This is a genomic window from Vogesella margarita (genome assembly GCF_028548475.1).
In the GTDB taxonomy this organism is placed as follows: domain Bacteria; phylum Pseudomonadota; class Gammaproteobacteria; order Burkholderiales; family Chromobacteriaceae; genus Vogesella; species Vogesella margarita.
This window is the reverse complement of sequence record NZ_JAQQLE010000006.1, coordinates 22,080-44,556: the sequence shown is the minus strand read 5'-3', so window position 1 is coordinate 44,556 and position 22,477 is coordinate 22,080. Positions and strand designations below refer to the sequence as shown.

The following is a 22,477-nucleotide window of genomic DNA, read 5'->3' as shown; positions in this document are numbered from 1 at the left end:
TGGCGATATCGGTTTTATCTATAAGGCGCGGGCGAATTGGCGGGTAAAGTGCAGCCTGCTATTACTGATGAATATTGGCCATGAAGCGCTTCAAGCAGTCGAAGGGTTTTTCGGCGGGATTCAACCCGCAGCAATTAAGCGCCTGCCGGCAACTGCTGGCCGATTTGCCTTGTCCCGCGCAATTGCACTGGAACGAGCGCGAGGTGTTTGCCTGTTTTGACGGCTGGTGGCTGACCAGCGAGTTTTTCCCGGTGGCCAGCTTCTGCGATACGGCCCCGCAGCGGGCGCACTACGCGGCACGGCTGCGCATACACGGCCGCTTCGGCCAGAACCTGCCGGCCGACTGGCTGTTCGCGCTGAATTACGGCGAAAGCAAGACCGTGTCGCTGCTCAAGCTGATCCGCGTACTGCACCTGCTCAATCACCTGGGGCGCAACGATGTCGCGCTGCCGCTGCGCATCGATCTCGACCCGCGCATCTGCCACGCCTTCAGCGACCGCATCATCGACTTCACCACGGCACTGCTGGCGCAGCTGGGGCTGGCCAGCCGGCAGGTGATGTTTCTGCTGTTCATCAACCAGCCCACTGTCGAGCTTGGGGTGGCGCTGGTGCGCCGCTACCGCGAGCAAGGCCATCTGGTGGGGCTGGGCGGTTTTGGCGACAGCGGGCACGACTTGTCGCGGCTGTGGCGGCTGGAGCCGGATTTTGTCTGCCTGTCGCCGCGCTTCATGCGCCGCGCTGTGATGTATCCGCAGGTGCGCGACCAGCTGCTGGCGCTGATGCCGCAGCTGGTGCAGCAGGGCTTTGCGCTGGGGGTGGAGGAAATCGTGTGCGACAACATGCTGGCCATGGCGCAGCAGATGCAGGCGCGCTATTACGCCGGGCAGCTGGTGTCGCAGCGGCTGGCGCCGGCCTGATATGCAATGCAGCGCGTGCCGGATAAGCAATGCACTTTTGCTTGGTTCCCTGGCGCCAGCCGGCTGCCTATAGTGGACACATCGCGTGACGACACGCAGCCGGGATGATCTGTTTTTTTGTGGTGGCTTTACCTGTGGTCTCTGCGTTTTCTCCTCTTGGGCTTTTGTTGGCCGGGCTTGTCAGCCCGGCCGTTTTTTTGCCCGCTGGCCGTGGCGGCGACCGCTGCGCCACGGCTCAGGATACGGCGTCGGTATCGGCGTAGCGCTCGTGGATCGCCATGACCTGGTCCAGATGATCGTGCAGCGCCTGCACGCAGTCGGCATCCAGTTTGCCGGCCAGAACCATGCGATCCAGCTCGGCCAGCGCGTTGGCCGGCGACCAGACCGGCTTGTACGGCCGGATCGCCGTCAGCGCATCGAAGATGTCGGCCACCGTCACGATACGCGCCTCCAGCGGGATGGCGTCCTGCCGCAGCTGCCGCGGATAGCCGGAGCCGTCGAGGTATTCGTGATGGCAGTGCACGATGTTGCGCAGGATGACGGAGTCGGGCAGGCGTTGCTGCGCACCGCTGCCCACGATGCGGTCGATGATCTGCACTCCCTTGTCGACATGGGTTTCCATGATGGCGCGCTCGGCCGGATCGAGCCGGCCCGGCTTGAGCAGTACCTTGTCGGGGATGCCGATCTTGCCGATATCGTGCAGCGACGAGAACAGGTATACGCACTCCACGAACTCGTCGTTGTGGCCGTAGCGTGGCGCGACGGCACGGGCAATCACGCGCGAGTAGCGCGCCATGCGCTCCAGGTGGGAGCCGGTCTCGAAGTCGCGCACCTCGGTCAGCTCGCGCGCCACCCGTGTTGCTGCCAGGATGGAACGAACGGCGGACAGCTCGTTGGCAATCGCCATGCTGATCAGGTTGGTGTACAGCACCAGGTCGCGCTGCACCTGCGGGCTGAAGGCCGCCGCCTGTATCGAGTCGAAGAACACGAAACCGGCGAGGCTGCCGCCATCGTAGAACGGCACCGTGAACGACGAGCGGTAGCCCTGTTCGCGCAACCAGGCGCTGTGTGCGGTATCGGATTGCAGCGCCTGCGCGATGTCGTCGAGCACACGGAACTCGCCGCTGGCCGCCAGGCTGCTCAGCGTGAGGCTGTCGGACAGCTTGTACTCGTAAGCGGTGAGGGCCACGCCCGAGCGCGTGCTGTTGATGAAGGTCTTGAGGATGTCGTCCTTCTCGTCGTACAGCGCACAGGCAATACGATCGACCGCCGGCACTGTTTCCAGCAGGCGGTTGTGTAGTTCGTTCAGGCGATGGGACAGCGTGTCGTCGTGAAGACTCAGCGTCATCATCAGTAACTGCGGGTTGGCGGTCATCAAGACAGGCTTTCCAGAATTAAGGTCGCAACAGGGGCGTATTCGGCCATACCTTAATACGCATCCCGGTTGTAATCCATCCCTGATCCATCCGTGCGTGCTTTTCTGCGTGGTCCGCGTCGGCAGCAGCTGATGTATTTCGATGGCGGAATCGGCCGCAGCGCGCTGTGGCTGGCGATGATGCCACCGGTTCGTCGCTGTTGGCAGGATTCATTTCCTGTGTCGGACGTTAAATAAAAAGGTTGGCCGCAATGCCATTGCGGCCAACCTTGGGGACTACCGGTTCACATTCAGCGTTTGGCCAGTCGCTGCACCACCGCCACCAGCGTGTCGATCTCCTCGCAGGTGTTGTAGAACGCGAGCGATGGCCGCACCGTCGCCTCCAGCCCGAAACGGCGCAGGATGGGTTGCGCGCAGTGGTGGCCGGAGCGCACCGCGATGCCTTCCTGGCTCAGTGCGCGGCCAACCTCTTCGGTGCGGTAGCCCGGCAGCACGAAGGACAGCACGCTGGCCTTGTTGGCCGCGGTACCGACCAGCCGCAACCCCGGCACGCCTTGCAGGCCGTGCGTGGCGTAGACCAAGAGGTCGTGCTCGTAGCGCGCGATGTTGTCCAGACCGATGCGTTCCACGTAGTCGATGGCGGCGCCCAGGCCGACGGCGTCGGCAATATTGCCGGTGCCGGCTTCGAACTTGTTGGGCGCCGGCTGGTACAGCGTCTTCTCGAAGGTGACGTCGGCAATCATGTTGCCGCCGCCTTGCCACGGCGGCATGCTGTCCAGCAGTGCCGCCTTGCCGTACACCACGCCGATGCCGGTGGGTGCAAACACCTTGTGGCCGGAGAACACGAAGAAGTCCGCGTCCAGCGCCTGCACGTTGACGCGCAGGTGCGATACCGACTGCGCGCCGTCCACCAGCACCCGCGCACCGGCGGCGTGCGCCAGCGCGATGACCTCGGCCACCGGCGTCACCGTCCCCAGCGCGTTGGAAACCTGGGTGATAGCCACCAGCCGGGTGCGGCTGTTGAGCAGCTTGCGGTACTCGTCGAGCAGGATCTGGCCGCTGTCGTCCACCGGAATCACGCGGATGCGCGCACCGACACGGGCCGCCAGTTGCTGCCACGGCACGATGTTGGCGTGGTGCTCCAGGTTGGAGACGATGATCTCGTCGCCGGCGCCGATGTTCTGCTGGCCCCAGGTGTTGGCCACCAGGTTGATCGCCTCGGTGGCACCACGCACGAAGATGATCTCGTCCGGGCTGCCGGCACCGATGAAGCGCGCCACCTTGTTGCGGGCGGCCTCGTAGGCGTCGGTCGCGCGTGCGGCCAACTCGTGGGCGGCGCGGTGGATGTTGGAGTTCTCGTGCTGGTAAAAGTACGAAATGCGGTCGATCACCGATTGCGGCTTGTGCGTGGTGGCGGCGTTGTCCAGCCAGATCAGCGGCTTGCCGTTGACGCGCTCCGCCAGAATCGGGAAATCCCGGCGGATGGCGTTGACGTCGAAACCGTGCTGGCGGCTGGCGACGTGGCGGTCGAAGTCCGGCGCCTTGTCCAGCCGCGTCACCGGTCTCAGGAAATAGAACTGACTGCTGGCGGGGGCGGCAGCGGGTGCCGGTGCGGCCGGTTGCTGGCGGCTGTCGCCGGCCAGCAGTGCGCGCAGCACGTCCTCTCCGGGCAGGCCGAAGGACTGCGCGGTGACGCGGTCGTCCACGCCGGGCAGCGGCGCGGTCGGCGTGCTGCCGGCCAGCTCGCCGTAGCGGCCGCCCTCGCTCACGAAGTAATACGGTGACGAGGCCGGTGCGCCGCCTGCCGTCGGGGCCGACGGCTGCACTGCGGCCAACTGTGGCACGTTGGCCGCATAGCCTTCCGGCACGGCATAGGCCGCCGGGTCGCGCAGGCCGCTACCTACCGCCGGCATTGGTGCGGTGGCCGGCAGCGGCTGGATCGCCGGCTGCGCGGCGCCGGATGGCGGGGTCAGCGTGCCGCTGTCCTGTGGCGTCTGGCCGGGCAGGCTGCTGAAGAAGGCGTTGGCCAGCCGCGCCAGCTCGCCCGCATCCGGCAGGCCGTCGGGCTTACTTGTAAGTGTCTGGATAGTCATGGTACTTGCCAATCTCCACGTCTTCGAGCACCGCCAGTGCGTCTTCGGTCAGCACCGCCAGCGAGCAATACAGCGAAATCAGGTAGGACGCGATGGCGTTGCGGTTGATGCCCATGAAGCGCACCGACAGCCCCGGGCTCTGTTCGCCGGCCACGCCCGGCTGGTACAGGCCGACCACGCCCTGACGCTTGTCGCCGACGCGCAAGAGCAGGATCTTGGTCTTGCCGTTTTCGTCGATCGGCAGCTTGTCCGACGGGATGATCGGCACGCCGCGCCAGGTGATGAACTGCGAGCCGAACAGGCTGACGGTCGGCGGCGGCACGCCGCGACGGGTGCACTCGCGGCCGAAGGCGGCGATGGCCAGCGGGTGGGCAAGGAAGAAGCCCGGCTCTTTCCACACCTTGGTCAGCAGCTCGTCAAAGTCGTCCGGGGTGGGGGCACCGGTCAGCGTGCTGATGCGCTGCGTGTCGTCCACATTGGCCAAGAGGCCGTATTCCGGGTTGTTGATCAGCTCGGATTCCTGACGTTCCTTGATGGTTTCGATGGTCAGGCGCAGCTGTTCCTTGATCTGGTCGTGCGGGCTGGAGTACAGGTCGGACACGCGGGTGTGCACGTCCAGCACTGTGGTGACGGCATTGAGGAACAGCTCGCGCGGCTGCTCTTCGTAGTCGACGAAGGTTTGCGGCAGCTCGGCTTCGTCGCGCTGCGAGCACGCGACACGCATATTGCCGGCGTTTTTCACGCGGTTGAGGCGGAAGATGCCGGCCTCGACCGGCGTCCACTGCAGCAGGTGCACCAGCCAGCGCGGGCTGATGGTGGATAGTTGCGGGACGGTCTTGGTGGCGTTCGCCAGCTGGCGGGCGGCGTTGTCGCCCAGTGCCAGTTGGGCATCCTGATGTTCGGCCATGATGATTCCTTGTGTGGCGTTGGTTGAGGTAAAAGGTGGCGGCTAGCGCAGATGCGGCGCACCGGTAAGGTTCTGGCTGTTGGCCTGGGTGATGTGGCTGCCGGGCAGCACGTCGCGGGTGAGCCACACGTTGCCGCCGATGGTGGCGCCCTGGCCGATGGTGATGCGGCCCAGCAGGGTGGCGCCGGCGTAGATCACCACGTCGTCTTCGACGATCGGGTGGCGCGGCTGGCCTTTTTCCAGCTTGCCGTCGGCGTCGCTGGCAAAGCGCTTGGCGCCCAGCGTCACCGCCTGGTACAGCCGCACCCGCTCGCCGATGACGGCGGTTTCGCCGATCACCACCCCGGTGCCGTGGTCGATGAAAAAGCCCTTGCCGATCTGCGCGCCGGGGTGGATGTCGATGCCGGTGTCGGAGTGCGCGATCTCGGCGATGATGCGGGCCACCAGCGTGGCGCCGGCGCGGTACAGGTGGTGCGCCAGGCGGTGGTAGAGGATGGCGGTGATGCCGGGGTAGCACAGCAGCACCTCGTCCACGCTGCGCGCGGCCGGGTCGCCCACGTAGGCGGCGTGCACGTCGGCATCGAGGATGCGGCGCAGGCGCGGCAGCTCGGCGGCCAGGCCGCGGGCGATGGTCACCGCGTGCTGTTCGCTCTTGGTGTCGCTCAGTCCCTGCAGCCGGGCGCTGTAGCTCAGCTCCAGCTGCAGCTGCTTCACCAGCGCGTCTAGCGCCTGGGCCAGCGTGTGGCCGACATAAAAGTCTTCGCTGCTTTCGTTCAGGTCCGGCGGCCCGAGGCGCATCGGGAACAGCACGCCGGACAGCGCCTCCACAATGTCGCGCAGTGCCTCGCGAGACGGAAACTCGCGTCCGCCCAGCTCGCGGGTGCGGCCGTGGGCCTGGCGCCAGGCCTGGCGTGCGCCGCGCAGCTCGCGCACCACCTGATCGATATCCCAGTTCTGCTGCTGGTGGCCGAAGGAAAGCCAGTTTTTTGCTCGGTCGTTCATGTGATCCACTCCGGGAAAAGTCGGATTAATCCTGTTGCCACGGCAGGCGGTGATGGCGCCAGCCGCCGACATCGCCACGGCGCTGCTGCTCGTCCAGATCGCCTTCGAAGCCTTCCAGCACGTTGAACACCCGGCTGAAGCCGGCGCGGCTTGCTTCCTCGGCCGCCGCGGCCGAGCGTTTGCCGCTGCGGCACAGCAGCACGATCACCGCATCCTTGCCGCCGGCCTTGCTTTCCAGCTCGCGCAGGAAGCGCGGGTTCTTGAGCAGCGCGGTGCCGGTTTGCCACGCCACGTGCAGCGAGCCGGGCACGTGGCCGACGAACTTGCGCTCTTCTGCGGTGCGGACGTCGACCAGTTGCGCGATGCCGGCCTCGACCAGCGACCACGCTTCCTGCGGGTACAGGCAGCCGGCGTAGGCGAGGCCGGCGACCTGCGCCCGCTCACGGGCGGTAGTCAGCAGCGGTGCGGCATCCGGCGCGCTGACGGCGGCGGGGGTGGGGGGTGTTTGGATTTCTGGCATGACAATTTCCTGGTGAGCCGTGTTGCCGGGGTGGAACCACTATACGGTCGCCGCCGCCGTGGACTAATCAAGGAAATCCGATATGAATATCTGGTGGCCGGGTGCAATGCTTTGCAGGAAATCCGGATAGGAAAACGCCGCCGGCAAGGCGGCGGCGGGGCGAGGACGATGCGCGCGGGAGCGGGCGCGGCGCCGGCTGGCGGATTGCGCACCGTTACAGGGCCGGTTCCAGCTCGCCGTAGTGGGCATTGGCCACGTCCACGTGCGAGCGCAGGCGGCCCTTCAGCACGTTGCGGCCAACCTGGTAGAACAGCGGGTTGTGCGGGTCGCTGGCCGGGCCGCGGGCTTCGGCGGCCAGGTGTGCCGGCAGGGTCAGCAAGGGCACGTTGGCATCCAGCTGCGCCGCCATGAAGAAAGCGCTGGACAGGCGGTCGATACCGGCCGGCGGCGTGACCACGCGATGCAGCGTCGCCTTGAGGTAGCCGTTGGAGGCCAGTTCCAGCAGCTCGCCGATATTCACCACGAACGTGCCTGCAACCGGGGTCGCCAGCACCCACTCGTCGCCTAGCAGCACTTCCAGCCCCGGCTGGTCGCCCTGCAGCACCAGCGTCAGGTAGCCGGAATCCTTGTGCGCACCGACGCCTTGCTCGCTGTCGGTATGGTCGCGCCCCGGGTAGCGGATCAGCTTCAGGTGCTGGAACGGGCCGTCGGCCACGGTGTGGTCGAATACGTCTTCCGCCTGCTCCAGCGCGATGGCAAAGGCGCGCAGCAGGGTGAGGGTGACCTCGGTCAGGCTGTCCTGCCAGCGCAGCACGATGTCCCGCATCTGCGGCAGCTCGGCCGGCCACTGGTTGGGGCCGTGCAGGCGCAGCCACGGCTGGTCGCCGTAGTGCAGCCGGCGCAGCGGGGTCTCGCGCATCACGTCGAACTGTTCGCGCCAGTCGGCCTGTCCCAGCGTCAGCTCGCCGCCGGCGCGGGTATAGCCGCGAAAGTGGGGCGAGTTGACCATCGCCACGCGCTGCTTGGCGGCGTCCGGCAGCGCGAAGAACTGGCGCGAGACGTCCAGCACCTGCTGTTGCAGGCTGTCGGGCACGCCGTGACCCTTTAGGTAGAAGAAACCGACCTCGCGCGCGGCGGTTTTCAGTTCGTGCAGGAAGGCGGCGCGTTGCGCGCCACCGGCGTGGAAGGCGGACAGGTCAAGTTGCGGAAGGGTAGTTTTGTTCACGGGGAACTCCTGACATTCATGGTTGTTATGGGGCGGAGGTCAGCTTCTGCCGGAAGCGGCCATCCTGGTTTCCAGTCTGTGCTGGAAGACTTCGAGCACTACCGACAGCACCCAGTAGATCAGGGCCGCCGAGAGCAGCATTTCCATGTAGCGGTACGACGAGCGGCCATAGCTCTGGGACAGGAACATGATTTCCCACAGCCCCATCACCGACACCAGTGACGAATCCTTCAGCATGGAAATGAACAGGGAAAATGCCGGTGGCACCGCCACCCGCATCGCCTGCGGCAGCACGACAAAGCGCAGGATGGCGCGCGATGACATGCCCAGCGCCTTGCCCGCTTCCCACTGTCCGCGCGGAATGGACAGGATGGCGGCGCGCAGCACTTCGCTGAGATAGGCGCCGTAGCACAGCGTCAGCGCAGTGATTCCGGCCGGGATGGCGTCCGGTACGATGCCCAGCTGCGGCAGCCCCAGATAGATCAACAGGATCTGCACCAGCAGCGGCGTGCCCTTGAAAAACGAGTTGTAGAAGGTCGCCAGCCCGTACAGCAGCGGGTTGCGCGACAGCCGGCCGAGGGCCGATGCCAGGCCGATTGCCAGCGCCAGCAGGGTGGATACCAGGCACAGCAGCACGGTGAGCGGCACGCCCTGCAGCAGCCCCTCCGGATTCAGCTCCAGCCCCAGCAGCAGTGGCAGTTTTTCCAGTGCGAAGCGGTAGTCCAGCCCGAAGGCGGCGGCAAACCAGGCCAGCAGGCCCAGCAGCAGCAAGATCACCAGACTGACGTGCAGCCGGAAGCGGTTTTCCATGTTCATGAGTAGGTATGACGGATAAGGCCGGTGCCGACCGCAGCGGCGGTTGGCACCCGGGGGGTTACTGGGTGATGTCGCTGCCGATCCATTTTTTTGAGATGGCGGCCAGCGTGCCGTCCTGCTTCAGCTCGGTGATCACCTGCTTCACCCGTGCCTGCCACTGCGCATCGCCCTTGTCGACCGCCACCCAGTTCGGCTCGGCGTACAGTGTGGCGGCGACGCGGAACTTGCCGCCCTTGGCGATGCGCTCGTTGGCGGTGTTCAGGTTGGAAACCAGCGCGTCCAGCCGTTTGCCGGTGCCCAGTGCCAGGTCCTGGAAGATGATTTCTTCGTTGTCGTAGGTGGCAATGTTGACCTTGCTGAAAGGGAAGCTCGGCTGAACCGCGCCCGGCGCCTCGATCTTCAGCGTCTTCTGCAGGTAGCGCTCATAGGAGGCGCCTTGCTGCACGCCGATCTTCTTGCCGTCCAGCGTCTTGATGCTGCGGGTGTGCTTGTCGCTGGCGTTGACCACCAGCACCGCCGGCGATTTGTAGTAGATCACCGAGAAATCCAGCACCTGGGCGGCTTCCCTGGTCGGCGTCATCGAGCAGATGCAGATATCCCAGCGCTTGCCCCACTTGCCGGCGGAGATCACCTCCCACGACGGCGTATCCAGCTTCAGCTTCACGTTCAGTTTTTTCGCGACCGCCTTCACCACGTCCACGTCAAAACCATCCAGCTGGTTCTTGCTGTTGAGGAAGGAAAACGGCGGGTAGCTTTCCAGCAGCACGCCGCGCAGTTCGCCACTCTTGCTGACGCGGTCCAGCGTGGTGCCGGCATGGCCGGGGACGGCCAGCAGCAGGGGCAGCAAGGCGGCGGTGGCGCGGATAAGTCCTTGTTTGTTCACGGTGATATCCCTTTGTTGTTTGGGTGATGTGGCAAATCTTATATATCGTTTGGAAATTAATCAATTGCAAATTGATACAATTTGGTTATATAAAATGCAAAATTAACTCAACGCCTGCCCGTCCGGGCAGGCACCAAAAAAGGAAACGACATGAGCAAAACCGTGATTCTGGACGGCGGCATGGGCCGCGAACTCAAACGCATCGGCGCGCCTTTCCGCCAGCCGGAATGGTCGGCGCTGGCGCTGTGGGAGGCGCCGCACTTCGTCGAGCAGGCGCACGACGCCTTCGTGCAGGCCGGGGCGCAGGTGATCACCAGCAACAGCTACGCGGTGGTGCCGTTCCATATCGGCGAGCAGCGCTTTGCCACTGACGGCGCAAGGTTGGCCGCACTGTCCGGCGAGCTGGCGCGCAAGGCGGCGGCCAAGGCCGCGCAGCCGGTGCGGGTAGCCGGCTCGCTGCCGCCGGCACTGGGCTCGTACCGGCCGGACCTGTTCGACGAGGCGCAGGCGCTGGCCATCCTGCGGGTGCTGGTTACCGCGCTGGCGCCGCATGTCGATCTCTGGCTGGCCGAGACGCAAAGCTCGCTGGCCGAAGTGCGCGCGGTGAAGCAGGCACTGGCCGGACAGCCGCAGCCGCTGTGGCTGTCATTCACGCTGCAGGACGAGGACGGCGATGGCGTCGCCCGCCTGCGCTCCGGGGAAACGGTGACGGCGGCGGTGGCCGAAGCGATCCGGCTGGGTGCGGCGGCGGTGCTGTTCAATTGCAGCCAGCCGGAGGTGATGGCGGCGGCGCTGGAGGCGGCCAACGAGGTGATCGGCCACGAGCAGGCCAGCCTGCAGCTCGGCGTGTACGCCAATGCCTTCCCGCCGACGCCGAAAGACGCCAAGGCCAATGCCACGCTCGACGACATCCGCGCCGACCTGACCCCGCGCAACTATGCGCAGTGGGCGGCGCTGTGGGTGGAGAAGGGGGCCAGCGTGGTCGGCGGTTGCTGCGGCATTACGCCGCAACACATCGCCGCGCTGGCGCAGGCCCTGCCGTAAGAAGCTGTTCACGACCTGCTGCGCTTCGTGAAACGTTACACGGTGAGTACGGCTCCGGCATGCTGGTTTATCTCCAGCTCAACGCCGCTTCCTCCGCCGTTTTCGCCTTGTCTCGCGTGAGCGCGCGAGATCATGAACACGTTCCAGGCGGGCGGACACAACAGGCGCTGCCGTGCGGCAGCGCCTGTTTTTTTGGGGGTGTGGCCTGTTTTTTGGGGGGGGGATGTGGACAGTGCGGCCATGCGTCTGGCCGTCGCGGGTTTGATATCACAAAAAGTAATGAAAAAATCAATTTATATCGTTTTTGGTTTTTAAGGCGGCGCACTACACTGGCCTCCTGCCAGCGCAAAAGGCGCGGCTGAATACCGAAACCCCCACGCCGGGTCTGCGAGAAAACCACCATGATCCAAGTACGAGACCTGACCAAACACTACAGCCACCACGGCCGCCGCGTTGCCGCCCTGGAGCTGGTCAGCCTGCAAATCGACGAAGGCACCATCTTCGGCATCATCGGCCGCTCCGGTGCCGGCAAGAGCACGCTGATCCGCTGCCTCAACCTGCTGGAGCGTCCGGACAGCGGCGAGGTGCGCATCGGCGACGACGCGCTGACCGCCTACAGCGAACGCCAGCTGCAACAGCGCCGCCAGCGCATCGGCATGGTGTTCCAGCACTTCAACCTGCTGCGCTCGCGCACGGTGGCGGCCAACGTGCGCTTCCCGCTGGAGCTGGCCGGCGAGCTGGACGCCGCGCAGATGGACGCGCGAGTGGACGAGCTGCTGGCGCTGGTCGGGCTGCAGGATCACCAGCACAAGCGCCCGGCGCAGCTGTCCGGCGGCCAGAAGCAGCGGGTGGGCATCGCCCGCGCGCTGGCCAACCGTCCCGACGTGCTGCTGTGCGACGAGGCGACCTCGGCGCTGGACCCGGAAACCACCGATTCGATCCTGGCGCTGTTGGCCGACATCAACCGCCAGCTGCGGCTGACCATCGTGCTGATTACCCACGACATGCGCGTGATCCGCCAGCTGTGCGACGAGGTGGCGGTGCTCGATCACGGCCGCGTGGTGGAGCAGGGGCGGGTGATCGACGTATTGCTGCAGCCGCAGCACGCGGTGACGCAGAGCCTGCTGGCGGAGACCGGCCTGGTCCAGGGCGCGCTGCAGGGGCAGTGGCGCGAGCGCATCGGCACGCCGGTGCTGAAACTGACCTTTGTCGGCGAGCCGGCGCTGCAGCCGGTGCTGGACAAAGTTGGCCGCGAGGCCGGCCTGCGCGTCAACCTGCTGGCCGGCACGCTGTCGGAAATCAAGGCCACGCCGTTCGGCCAGCTGCTGGCCGGCGTGGTGGCCAGCGATGTCGCGGTGTCGGCATTGCCGGACATTTTTGCCCGCGAGGGCGTGCGTTGCGAGGTGCTGTGATGACGGATTTTGACTGGAACCTGTTGCTGAGCGTGGACTGGCCGGAGATCGGCGCGGCCACGCTGGATACGCTGACCATGCTGGGGGTGTCGCTGCTGGCGACGGTGGCGCTGGGGCTGCCGCTGGGCGTGTTGCTGTACGTCACCGCCCCCGGCCAGCTGCGGGCGCGGCCGCGGCTGTACGCGGTGCTGTCTTTCCTGGTGAACGTGCTGCGCTCGCTGCCGTTCGTGATCGTGCTGATTCCGCTGACGCTGCTGCTGGTCGGCACCTCCATCGGCGTCGCCGGCGCCATCGTGCCGCTGGTGGTGGGCGCGGTGCCGTTCTTTGGCCGGCTGGTGGAAAACGTGCTGCGCGAGGTCGATCGCGGCGTGATCGAGGCCAGCCAGGCGATGGGCGCACGTCTGCCGCAGATCGTGTTCAAGGTGCTGCTGCCGGAGGCGCTGCCCGGCCTGATCGGCGCGGCGACGGTGACCGGGGTGGCGCTGGTCGGCTACACCGCGATGTCCGGCGTCATCGGCGGCGGCGGGCTGGGCGACCTCGCGGTGCGCTACGGCTACCAGCGCTTCCAGACCGAGGTGATGGTCGTCACCGTGGCGCTGCTGCTGGTGCTGGTGCAGCTGCTGCAATCCGCCGGCGACCGCCTGGTGCGCCGTTGTCGCTTTGACTGACTGACTCTCCGCGGCCCTAGCGCCGCAACCCTTTCCCATGCTGTGCCCCTGCATGCCCTGGCCCGTCCGGCCCGGGCAGGGGGAAGACTTACTCTCGAAAAGGAAAAATCATGACCCGCCTGACCAAACTTGCCCTTGCTTTCAGCCTTGCCGGTTTCGCCTTTGCCGCCCAGGCGCAGAACGTGAAGCTGACCGTGGCCGCCTCGCCGGTGCCGCACGCCGAACTGCTGGAGGCGCTGAAACCGACCCTCGCCAAACAGGGCGTGGATCTGGACGTGAAGGTGTTCAACGACTACGTGCTGCCCAACACCCAGGTGCAGGAAAAGCAGCTGGACGCCAACTTCTTCCAGCACATCCCGTATCTGGACAAGTTCAATAAGGACCGCGGTACCAATCTGGTGGCGGCCAGCAAGCCGGTGCACATCGAGCCGTTTGCCGCTTACTCGCTGAAGGTGAAACGGGTGGCCGAGCTGAAGGACGGCGCCACGGTGGCCATCCCCAATGACCCGACCAACGCCGGCCGCGCCTTGCTGCTGCTGGATCAGGGCGGCGTGATCAAGCTGAAGGACCGCAGCAACATCTACCCGACCACCCGCGACATTGCGGCCAATCCCAAGCATCTGAAGATCAAGGAACTGGAAGCCGCCACCCTGCCGCGGGTGCTGAACCAGGTGGATCTGGCGCTGATCAACGCCAACTACGCGCTGGAAGCCAAGCTGAACCCGAAGAAGGACGGCCTGTTCACCGAGACCGCCTCGCCGTACGCCAACCTGCTGGTGGCGCGTCCGGACAACAAGGACAGCGCCGCAGTGAAGAAGCTGGCGGCCGCGCTGAACAGCCCGGAAGCGAAGCGCTTCATTGAAAGCAAGTACCAGGGTGCGGTGGTGCCGGCGTTCTGAGCCGGAATGCCCCTGAAGCCGTGGCGGCACGCTTGTCGGCGCCACGGCTCTTGCCACCCCATGCCGACCGCGCCCGCCCATGAGGTGCGGCGGCGAAACTGAATGCCGGAATGTAATTCAAGGAAAGACCATGACTGTCCCATCCCCGACGCTGGCGCCGGCCGCGTCGCTGCCGCCGCGCAGTCGCAGCGTGCTGGAAATGATCGGCAACACCCCGCTGCTGCGGGTGCGCCATCTCGATACCGGCCCCTGCGAGCTGTACCTGAAGCTGGAAAACCAGAACCCGGCCGGCTCGATCAAGGACCGCGTCGCGCTGTCGATGATCGAGGCCGCCGAGCGCGACGGCAGGCTGGCACCCGGCGGCACCATCATCGAGGCCACCGCCGGCAACACCGGTCTTGGCCTCGCGCTGGTCGCCTCGCAGAAGGGCTACCGCCTGATCCTGGTGGTGCCGGACAAGATGAGTCGCGAAAAAGTGCTGCACCTGCAGGCGCTGGGCGCGCAGGTGATCCTGACCCGCTCCGATGTCGGCAAGGGCGATCCGGACTACTACCAGGACCGCGCCGCAAAACTGGCCGCCACCATCCCAGGCGCCTTCTACATCGACCAGTTCAACAACGCGGCCAACCCGCTGGCGCACGAGACCGGCACCGGGCCGGAAATCTGGGCGCAGATGCAGCAGGAGGTGGACGCGGTGGTGGTCGGCGTCGGCTCCAGCGGCACGCTCAGCGGGCTGAGCCGCTTTTTCGGGCGGGTGTCGCCGCACACCGAGTTCGTGCTCGCCGATCCGCAAGGCTCGATCCTGGCCGACCACATCGAGCACGGCCATCACGGCGCCGCCGGCAGCTGGCTGGTGGAGGGCATCGGCGAGGACTTCATCCCGCCGCTGGCCGACTTCGGCAAGGTTGGCCGCAGCTACCGCATCAGCGACCGGGAAAGCTTTGATACCGCGCGCGAGCTCTTGCGCCACGAGGGCATCCTCGGCGGCTCGTCCACCGGCACGCTGCTGGCCGCCGCGCTGCAGTACTGCCGCGCGCAGACCACGCCCAAGCGGGTGGTGACCTTCGTCTGCGACAGCGGCAACAAGTACCTGTCCAAGATGTACAACGACTTCTGGCTGTTCGATCAGGGCCTGCACCAGCCGCCGCAGGTGGGCAACATCACCGACCTGATCGCGCGCCGCCACGACCATGGCCACAGCGTGGTGTGCCACCCGGACGAGCCGCTGACCGTGGTCTATCAGCGCATGCGCCTGCACGACGTGTCGCAGCTGCCGGTGATCGACGGCGACCGCGTGATCGGCCTGATTGACGAGTGGGACCTGCTGATGTCGGTACACGGCGAGCCGGAAAACTTCCACCAGCCGGTGTTCACCGCGATGAGCAGCAATGTCGAGACCATCTCGCCGCGCGCCTCGCTGCAGGACCTGCTGCTGGTGTTCAACAACGGCCATATCGCGGTGGTGATCGAGCGTGATCGCTATCTCGGCCTGATCACGCAAAGCGACCTGCTGACCTACTGGCGCCAGCGCGTCGGCGCCGCCTGAGCCAACCCTCTTGATCCGCAACGCATGGAGGCCGCTGCCGCCGCGCGTTGCGGCCAACCTTTTGCAAGGACACCGCATGACTACCGATTTCCACACCCTGTCCGTGACCGCCGGCCTGCACGATGACCCGTTCGGCGCGGTGATCCCGCCGATCTACGCCACCTCCACCTACCGCCAGCACGCGCCGGGCGAGCATACCGGCTACGAGTACTCGCGCAGCCAGAACCCGACGCGCGAGGCGCTGGAGCGCGCCATCGCCGAGCTGGAAGGCGGCGTGCGCGGCTACGCCTTCGGCTCCGGCCTCGCCGCCATCGCCACCGTGCTCGACCTGCTGCCGGCCGGCAGCCATATCGTCGCCATCGACGACCTGTACGGCGGCTCGGTGCGGCTGTTCGACCGCGTGCGCAGCCAGTCGGCCGGCCTGAGCATCAGCTATGTGCCGTCCGACGACCCGGCGGCGCTGGAGGCGGCCATCCGGCCCGACACCCGCATGCTGTGGGTGGAGACGCCGTCCAATCCGCTGAACCGGCTGGCTGACCTCGCGCAACTGGCCGACATCGCCCGCCGCCACCGGCTGATCGCGGTGGCCGACAACACCTTCGCCTCGCCGGTGATCCAGCAGCCGCTGGCCTACGGTTTCGACATCGTGCTGCACTCGGCCACCAAGTACCTGAATGGGCATTCCGACGTGATCGCCGGGGTGGCGGTGGTGTCCAAAGACCGGCCGCAACTGGCCGAGCAGCTGGCCTTCCTGCACAACGCCACCGGCGCCATCCTGGATCCGTTCTCCAGCTTCCTGGTGCTGCGCGGCATCCGCACCCTGGCGCTGCGCGTCGAGCAGCACAGCCGCAATGCGCAGGCCATCGCGCAGTGGCTGGAACGCCATTCGCGAGTGACGCGGGTGCTGTATCCGGGGCTGGCGAGCCATCCGCAGCATGAATTGGCCAAACAGCAGATGCGCAACTTCGGCGGCATCGTGTCCTTCTATCTCGACGGCGGCGCGGCGGAGGTGAAGGCGGTGCTGGGCAAGAGCCGGCTGTTCACGCTGGCGGAGAGCCTGGGCGGGGTGGAGAGCCTGGTGTGCGTGCCGGTGGCGATGACGCACGCCTCGGTGCCGGCCGAGCGCCGCGCGCAGCTGGGCATCAGCGACAACCTGATCCGGCTGTCGGTTGGCATCGAGTCGGCCGAGGCGCTGATCGCTGATCTGGCGCAGGCGCTGGCGTAAGCACCTTGCCGCACGAATGACACCCCGGCCCCGCGCCGGGGTTTTTCATGGTGTTTGCCGTTGCCGGAATATGGACTGCAACGGTACGGCGATAAGCTGTGGCGATTTTCTTGGTTCTGCTGCGGCCGGGCGCCGGATAAGGTGGGCGAAACGGTACGGAGGAGGGCCAGCGATGCGGGCGATGATCATCGGCGGTGACAAGGTGGAAACCACGCGACGGGCGCTGCAGGCCTCGGGCTATGCGGACGTGCTGCACTGGAGCGGGCGCAAGAGTGGTTACCTGACGCGGGAGTTTCCGGCGCAGGTGGTGCACATGGTGATCATCCTGGACTACGTCAATCACAATCTGGCGAAACGGATGCGCCTGATCGCGCGCGAGCGGCAGATCAGCGTTGCCTACGTTGGCCGCAAGTGAGGGGGCGGTGGCAGGCTGAGGGTGAGCGATACGGCATCAGGGCAGCGTGGTCGAGTGCTGCTGCGCGTGTGCCAGCACCAGTTGGGCGAAGGCGTGAGCCGGCACCGGCGGGCTGATGATGTAGCCCTGGATGACGTCGCAGCCGTTGTCGCGCAGGAAGGCCAGCTGTTCCTCGCGCTCGACGCCTTCGGCGATGACGGTCAGCCGCAGGCTGTGGGCCATCGCGATGACGGCCTGGGAGATGGCGATGTCATCTTCGTCCAGCGGCAGGCCGTCGACGAAGGACTTGTCGAGCTTCAGACAGTCGATGGGGAATTGCTTGAGGTAGCTCAGCGACGAGTAGCCGGTGCCGAAGTCGTCGACGTCGATGTGCAGGATGCCCTTGTTACGGATCTGCATCAGCACGTCGACCGCGCATTGCGGATCGTGCATCAGCATGCTCTCGGTCACTTCCAGCTCCAGAAAGCGCGGCTCGACGCCGGTTTCTTCGAGAATGTCGGCGATGGTGGTGGCCAGGCTGCTGCGCTGCAGCTGCCGTCCGGAGAGGTTGACGGCGATGACTAGCGGCGGCAGCTCGCTGGTTGTTTGCCAGCTGCGGATCTGCTGGCACACCGTTTTCAGCACCCAGCTGCCGACCTGCTCGATCAGGCCGGTTTCTTCGAGGATGGGGATGAATTCGCCGGGGGAAACCAGTCCGCGGTGCGGGTGCCGCCAGCGCAGCAGCGCCTCGGCGCCGATGATGCGGCCGTCGGCCAGGTTGAGCTTGGGCTGGTAGTAGACCTCGAACTCGCCGCGTGCCAGCGCGCGGCGCAGCCCGTTTTCCATTTCCAGACGGTCGGAGGCGAGGGTGTTCATCTCGCTGGTAAAGAAGCGGTAGCCGTTGCCACCGTCTTCCTTGGCCCGGTACATCGCGGTGTCCGCGTACTTGATCAGGTGGCTGCTGTTGTCGCTGTCCGACGGGAAAATGGTGATGCCGATGCTGGGCGTGACGAAGGTCTCATGGTGGTCGAGGTGGAAGGGCGCCGCGAACATCTCGATGATCTTGCCGGCCACGCCGGCGGCGTCCTCGGCCTTGCCGATCTGCTCCAGGATGATGGTGAACTCGTCGCCCCCCAGGCGTGCCACGGTGTCCACGTCGCGGACACAGGCCAGCAGCCTTGCCGCGGTGTCGCACAGCAGCTGGTCGCCCAGGTCGTGGCCCAGCGTGTCGTTGATGGTCTTGAAACGGTCCAGGTCGATGAACATCAGCGCCACCAGCCCCTTGCTCCTTTCCAGCCGGGTCAGCGCCTGGTGGAGGCGGTCGTGAAACAACGCCCGGTTGGGCAGGCGGGTCAGGGAGTCGTAGTGGGCGAGGTCCTGCAGGCGTTCTTCGGCCTGCCGCCGCTCCATGGCGATGTGGACCAGATGGGCGGCGACCCACATCAGTTCGCGGTCGTGCGGCTGCTGTTTTGACGGGGTGCGGTAGTGTGCCACGATCAGCCCCAGCAGGGAGCGATCCGACGAGCGTACGGCCACGGCAAAGCAGGCGTGTACGCCGTGGCTGGCCATCAGCTTGCAATAGTCCGACCAGATCGGCTGGCTGCCGATATTCTCGATCACGCCGCTGTATTCGTCCGACAGGCCGTGTTTCGGCACGTTTTCCTGTTGCGTGATGGCGGCGAAGACCTTGCCCAGCACTACCTGCTCATGATGGATGAGGCGCTCGACCACGTTGCTTGGCAGGCTGCGGCCGGAGACGCAGGCCAGCTCGGCGCCTTCGCTGTCCTTGCGGAACAGGATGGTGCAGAACATCTCGCCGGACAGCACTTCCACGTGGTCGGCCAGCACGCCAAGCGCGGCTTTCAAAGGTTGGCCGCAGACCACCATCTCCAGCACCTCGTTTTCGATGGCCAGTAGCGCTTCCGCCTGTTTGCGGTCGCTGATGTCGCGGAAGCTGGTCACCCGCCCGACCACGCGGCCATTGACGAATTGCGGCTGCGAGTTCCACTCGAAGTGGCGCCCATCGCGCAGCTCGAGCGTGCTGCCCTGGTTGACGTCGATGTGCTTGCCCAGATCCTTGATCGTGGCGGCAAAATCGGTCGGATCGCGCAGCTTGTTGCTCAGTTCCATCAGTGTTTCGTTGTTGTTGGCGTACAGGTCAGCCGAGCGGTGCAGCTGCCACATGTCACGGAAGCGCTTGTTGGACACGACCTCCCGCCCGTAGACATCGGTGACAAAAATGCCGTCGGCGGTGGATTCCAGCGTGGCGGAGAAGATGGACAGCGATTTGGCCAGTTTCTCTTCGGTGGCCTTGCGGATGGCGATTTCCTGCAGGGTGCGGCGGAAGACGCGCATCGGCAGGTCGCGCAGCGTGACGAAGGTGATGAGGCCGAGGATCAGGCCGGGGAGGGTCATCAGCAGGCTGTACAGCAGCAGCGGGCGCAGGGAACGGCTCAGCGTCAGCTGTGCGCTGTCGTCGGCACTCAGCTCAAGGGTGTTGGTCCGGGTCAGGCGCGGAGGGGGCGGCTCCTGGTTTTTTTCGGCCAGCAGCTGCTGGTTTTCATCGGTGATGCGGATGCCGGTTTCATCGGGTAGCCATTCCAGTGCCGCCAGCACCGCCTGCGGGGTATGAAAGGTGCCCCAGCTTGCGCCGGAGGTCGAGCCCGCTGGCTTGATGTTGCTGTAGACGCCGACCTGTAGTGCCGATTCCAGCCGGGCCGCTTCGCTCTGGTAGCCAACGATGAAAAAAATGAGCGGCACCAGCAGGGTGACCAGCGTGCCGCCTCCCCAGGCCAGGCGAGCGATCAGGGTCGGCATTTCGGGCGGCAGGTCCTGAAGGTCGGGAGATGGCTCGGATTTCATAATTCTGGAAAAAACCCCCGGTTATGCAGCACTTTGCTTCGGGATGGTGATGGCTGCATTTTTGCAAATGCAGTGGCCTCCTGCCTGACTAACCGCCCCGGCTCAACCTAACAATAGGCCAAATCCCGCGACTGGCATGTCATGTTTTCTACTGGACAGAGGGCTGGGCCTGGCTTGCCATCCCCTCTCCAGCGGCGGTTAACCCTTGTTTTATCGTGGCGCGGGCCGGAAATGGCTTCAAATGCCAGCCGGAAGGCGCTGCGCAGGGTGACTTCTGGCAAAGCCAGCTGTTGCCGGCGAGCGGTGGGCGCGGGATGGCAGCCGCTGCTGCAGGCTGTATGGCATTTCGACGTCAGCGGAGGTGTCGTTTCGAGCGCCAATCCTGCCGGGGTCGGCTTATTGTGGCAGGCGGATTTCGGCCAGTTGCCACGACAGCAGATGGCGTCGCTGCAGGACCAGATTGATGACTTGGCCCGGCGTGTCGTGCCGATAGACCCTGATCGTAAACTGGTTGAGCCCATCGTAGCCCATTCTGGTCTCGACCTGGCTCGTCTCCTTCCCTTGTTCCTGCGAGCTGGATTCCGTGCGTTCTGCCGTAGCGGTTGTCAGGGGTTTTTCTCCCTGCATCATCATGGCCAGGCCCTGGGGCGAAACGATCGCATCGACCATGGTATTGACCAGGGCGCCGGCAAAAACGGCGCCCACCGCGGCAAACGGCTGTCCTTGCAGCTTCTGCAGCATTCGTCCATTCAGGTCGGCCTTCAGGTTTTCCTTCACGACAGGAAAGTCGACATAGCCGGCCAGTCTTGTCGCATCGCGTTCTTGCGCCGCCTCTTGCATGCCGTGCACGGCCATATACGGCGTGTAGTAGAACCAGCCGCTCACGGCGACCGCCGCGAGTGCCAGGCCGCCTTTCAGCTTCTTATCCATGGTGCCTCCTGTGTGAGGTTTGATGAGCAATCATCGCTTATTGCATGCAGACTTCGTGAATCACGGAGCGTAACCACTTGTGCGCCGGGTCCGCATCGAGCCTGGGGTGCCAGAGCATGGAGAGCGTGATCTCCGCCATGGCGAGCGGCAGCGGGAAGGTGGTCATGCCGGTGCGCAAGTAGCGGGTATGCCGCTCCGGCACGGTGGCGAGCAGCCCGGTACTGCGCGCCAGCGCCAGCGCCGTGGCAAAGCCGGCCACCGAGGTCACGATTTGGCGGCGTGCGCCCAGTGCCGCCAGCGCCACGTCGACCGGATCATGGCCAAGGCCATGCCGCGTATCGGCCACGTGATCACACTCGATGTAACGCTCAAGCGTGATGTCACCGTTCAGCAGTGGGTGCCCCTCGCGCACCACACCCACGAAATGATCGCGAAAGAGCGCACGGGCGTGCAGCTCCTGTGCCGTGCCCTTGCCGATCACGCCGGTCTCCAGATCGGCTGTGCCATCCCGCAAGTAGCTGTTGTCGCGCCGGACCTTGGGTAGGAAGTTCAGGCGGATGCCGGGTGCCTCGCGATTGAGGCGCATCAGCAGCGACGGGCCGAAGTTTTCGACGAAGCCGTCGCTGCACAGCAGGGTGAAGGTGCGGTTCACCTTGCCAAGATCCAGAGTCGGAGCAGGACTCAGGGTCTGCAGCGCCCGCGGCAGCAGCTCGCTCACCTGTTCGCGCAGGGCCACCGCCCGCGGGGTCGGCACCAGGCCGCGGCCCGAGCGCACCAGCAGCGGGTCGCCGGTGCAGTCGCGCAGTCGTTGCAGCGCGCGGCTCATCGCCGACGGGCTCAGGCCGAGGCGCCGCGCCGCGCCGGCGACACTGCCCTCGCTCAGCAACGCATCCAGCGTCATCAGAAGATTCAAATCCGGCGTGCTCATGCGGGCCTCCTGCCTGCGGTCGTAATCGTTGCGTCTGGTGCATGTATCAAGTGCAAACCATGCGTCTTCCGCCATGTTATACCCGGGCCTAAGCTACTGGAAACCTACTTCAGGAGCCCACGACATGAATACCCGACAAGACCACGCCCGCACGCCTGAGCCGCAGGCCGATCACGCGTCAAACGAGCCATGGCGCATGCGGATGGACGACTGGAACCGGCGCTACGCCAACGACGATTTCATCTGGAGTGTGAATCCCAACCGCTCTCTGGAACAGCATGCACAGCAACAGCCGCCGGGGTGGGCGCTGGATCTGGCGGCGGGCGAGTGCCGCAACGCGGTGTGGCTGGCCAGCCAGGGTTGGTCGGTGGAGGCCGTCGATTTTTCCCGACTGGCGCTGGAGAAGGGGCAGCGCCTGGCGCAGTCGCGCCAGGTGGCGGAGCGCATTCACCTGGTGACGGCGGATCTCAATCACTACATCCCCGCCGAACGGGCTTTCGATCTCGTCACCCTGGTTTATCTGCAGCTGCCCTGGCAGGAGCTCTCTCCCATCCTCATGCGCGCGGCACAGGCCGTGGCGCCGGGCGGCACGCTGCTGCTGATTGCTCACCACCCGCACAACCTGACACACGGCCATGGCGGGCCCCGGCACACCGAGGTGCTCTACACCGAGGAACAGGTCGCCGCGCTGCTGGCCCCTGAGCTGCGGATCGAGCGCGCGGAGCGGCTGCAACGTCCGGTGCACACCGCCGACGGCACCCGCTACGCCATCGACTGCCTGGTGCGCGCCTGCCGCGACTGAGACCGCCCATAGCCGGCGTGCGGCCAACG

21 protein-coding genes and 1 pseudogene are annotated in these 22,477 nt (G+C 65.7%); 11 read left to right on the top strand and 11 right to left on the bottom strand.

Annotated features, from left to right (window positions below; all coding sequences use genetic code 11):
* Window positions 1-80 precede the first annotated feature (80 nt).
* Window positions 81-917, top strand: coding sequence for an EAL domain-containing protein (locus PQU96_RS08050; protein WP_272771780.1), 837 nt, complete (start codon window positions 81-83; stop codon window positions 915-917).
* Between the two features lie 235 nt (window positions 918-1,152).
* On the opposite strand, the gene PQU96_RS08045 is transcribed toward PQU96_RS08050, so the two are convergent.
* The 8 genes from PQU96_RS08045 to PQU96_RS08010 all read right to left on the bottom strand — a co-directional run bounded on the left by PQU96_RS08045 (window position 1,153) and on the right by PQU96_RS08010 (window position 9,738).
* Window positions 1,153-2,292 (bottom strand): HD domain-containing phosphohydrolase, encoded by a 1,140-nt coding sequence (locus PQU96_RS08045; RefSeq protein WP_272771910.1) that lies wholly within the window; start codon window positions 2,290-2,292, stop codon window positions 1,153-1,155.
* 290 nt (window positions 2,293-2,582) lie between these two features.
* Window positions 2,583-4,385 (bottom strand): family 2A encapsulin nanocompartment cargo protein cysteine desulfurase, encoded by a 1,803-nt coding sequence (locus PQU96_RS08040; RefSeq protein WP_272771779.1) that lies wholly within the window; start codon window positions 4,383-4,385, stop codon window positions 2,583-2,585.
* Complete coding sequence (locus tag PQU96_RS08035; protein WP_272771778.1) at window positions 4,360-5,292, bottom strand: family 2A encapsulin nanocompartment shell protein; 933 nt, start codon at window positions 5,290-5,292, stop codon at window positions 4,360-4,362. The genes PQU96_RS08040 and PQU96_RS08035 overlap by 26 nt, the downstream gene beginning before the upstream one ends.
* Window positions 5,293-5,334: 42 nt before the next feature.
* A complete protein-coding gene (gene epsC / locus PQU96_RS08030) occupies window positions 5,335-6,294 on the bottom strand; it encodes a serine O-acetyltransferase EpsC (protein ID WP_272771777.1) in 960 nt (319 codons plus the stop codon).
* 25 nt (window positions 6,295-6,319) lie between these two features.
* On the bottom strand, window positions 6,320-6,814 hold the full coding sequence (locus tag PQU96_RS08025) for a rhodanese-like domain-containing protein (protein ID WP_272771776.1): 495 nt from the start codon (window positions 6,812-6,814) through the stop codon (window positions 6,320-6,322).
* 214 nt (window positions 6,815-7,028) lie between these two features.
* Window positions 7,029-8,039 (bottom strand): isopenicillin N synthase family dioxygenase, encoded by a 1,011-nt coding sequence (locus PQU96_RS08020; protein WP_272771775.1) that lies wholly within the window; start codon window positions 8,037-8,039, stop codon window positions 7,029-7,031.
* 39 nt (window positions 8,040-8,078) lie between these two features.
* Window positions 8,079-8,855: an amino acid ABC transporter permease gene (locus PQU96_RS08015; protein ID WP_272771774.1), complete on the bottom strand. Its 777-nt coding sequence runs from the start codon at window positions 8,853-8,855 to the stop codon at window positions 8,079-8,081.
* 58 nt (window positions 8,856-8,913) lie between these two features.
* Entirely contained in the window at window positions 8,914-9,738 is an 825-nt protein-coding gene (locus PQU96_RS08010) for a transporter substrate-binding domain-containing protein (RefSeq protein WP_272771772.1), read from the bottom strand.
* Window positions 9,739-9,888: 150 nt separating this feature from the next.
* Between PQU96_RS08010 and PQU96_RS08005 the strand changes: the two genes are divergently transcribed.
* The 9 genes and pseudogenes from PQU96_RS08005 to PQU96_RS07970 all read left to right on the top strand — a co-directional run bounded on the left by PQU96_RS08005 (window position 9,889) and on the right by PQU96_RS07970 (window position 16,947).
* Window positions 9,889-10,782: a homocysteine S-methyltransferase family protein gene (locus PQU96_RS08005; protein WP_272771771.1), complete on the top strand. Its 894-nt coding sequence runs from the start codon at window positions 9,889-9,891 to the stop codon at window positions 10,780-10,782.
* Window positions 10,783-10,914: 132 nt separating this feature from the next.
* Window positions 10,915-11,097, top strand: a complete 183-nt coding sequence (locus PQU96_RS08000) for a hypothetical protein (protein ID WP_272771770.1) — start codon at window positions 10,915-10,917, stop codon at window positions 11,095-11,097.
* A gap of 86 nt (window positions 11,098-11,183) precedes the next feature.
* Window positions 11,184-11,915: pseudogene (locus PQU96_RS07995) on the top strand (methionine ABC transporter ATP-binding protein); the annotation flags it as partial.
* A complete protein-coding gene (locus PQU96_RS15990) occupies window positions 11,892-12,194 on the top strand; it encodes an NIL domain-containing protein (RefSeq protein ID WP_444546107.1) in 303 nt (100 codons plus the stop codon). The pseudogene PQU96_RS07995 and the gene PQU96_RS15990, both read left to right, overlap by 24 nt.
* Entirely contained in the window at window positions 12,194-12,862 is a 669-nt protein-coding gene (locus PQU96_RS07990) for a methionine ABC transporter permease (protein ID WP_272771767.1), read from the top strand. The genes PQU96_RS15990 and PQU96_RS07990 overlap by 1 nt, the downstream gene beginning before the upstream one ends.
* Before the next feature lie 110 nt (window positions 12,863-12,972).
* Window positions 12,973-13,761, top strand: a complete 789-nt coding sequence (locus tag PQU96_RS07985) for a MetQ/NlpA family ABC transporter substrate-binding protein (RefSeq protein ID WP_272771766.1) — start codon at window positions 12,973-12,975, stop codon at window positions 13,759-13,761.
* A 130-nt stretch (window positions 13,762-13,891) separates the two neighbouring features.
* Window positions 13,892-15,307, top strand: a complete 1,416-nt coding sequence (locus PQU96_RS07980; protein WP_272771765.1) for a pyridoxal-phosphate dependent enzyme — start codon at window positions 13,892-13,894, stop codon at window positions 15,305-15,307.
* Between the two features lie 76 nt (window positions 15,308-15,383).
* A complete protein-coding gene (locus PQU96_RS07975; protein WP_272771764.1) occupies window positions 15,384-16,532 on the top strand; it encodes a trans-sulfuration enzyme family protein in 1,149 nt (382 codons plus the stop codon).
* Between the two features lie 172 nt (window positions 16,533-16,704).
* Window positions 16,705-16,947, top strand: coding sequence for a DUF2325 domain-containing protein (locus PQU96_RS07970; RefSeq protein WP_272771763.1), 243 nt, complete (start codon window positions 16,705-16,707; stop codon window positions 16,945-16,947).
* 36 nt (window positions 16,948-16,983) lie between these two features.
* On the opposite strand, the gene PQU96_RS07965 is transcribed toward PQU96_RS07970, so the two are convergent.
* The 3 genes from PQU96_RS07965 to PQU96_RS07955 all read right to left on the bottom strand — a co-directional run bounded on the left by PQU96_RS07965 (window position 16,984) and on the right by PQU96_RS07955 (window position 21,646).
* Entirely contained in the window at window positions 16,984-19,743 is a 2,760-nt protein-coding gene (locus tag PQU96_RS07965; protein WP_272771761.1) for a sensor domain-containing protein, read from the bottom strand.
* 441 nt (window positions 19,744-20,184) lie between these two features.
* On the bottom strand, window positions 20,185-20,718 hold the full coding sequence (locus PQU96_RS07960) for a DUF2939 domain-containing protein (RefSeq protein WP_272771760.1): 534 nt from the start codon (window positions 20,716-20,718) through the stop codon (window positions 20,185-20,187).
* A gap of 37 nt (window positions 20,719-20,755) precedes the next feature.
* Window positions 20,756-21,646 carry a LysR family transcriptional regulator gene (locus PQU96_RS07955; RefSeq protein WP_272771758.1) on the bottom strand — a complete coding sequence of 297 codons (891 nt, stop codon included), beginning with the start codon at window positions 21,644-21,646 and terminating at the stop codon, window positions 20,756-20,758.
* 124 nt (window positions 21,647-21,770) lie between these two features.
* Here PQU96_RS07955 and PQU96_RS07950 point away from each other — a divergent pair, with 124 nt between their 5' ends.
* Window positions 21,771-22,448, top strand: a complete 678-nt coding sequence (locus tag PQU96_RS07950; protein WP_272771757.1) for a class I SAM-dependent methyltransferase — start codon at window positions 21,771-21,773, stop codon at window positions 22,446-22,448.
* Window positions 22,449-22,477 lie beyond the last annotated feature (29 nt).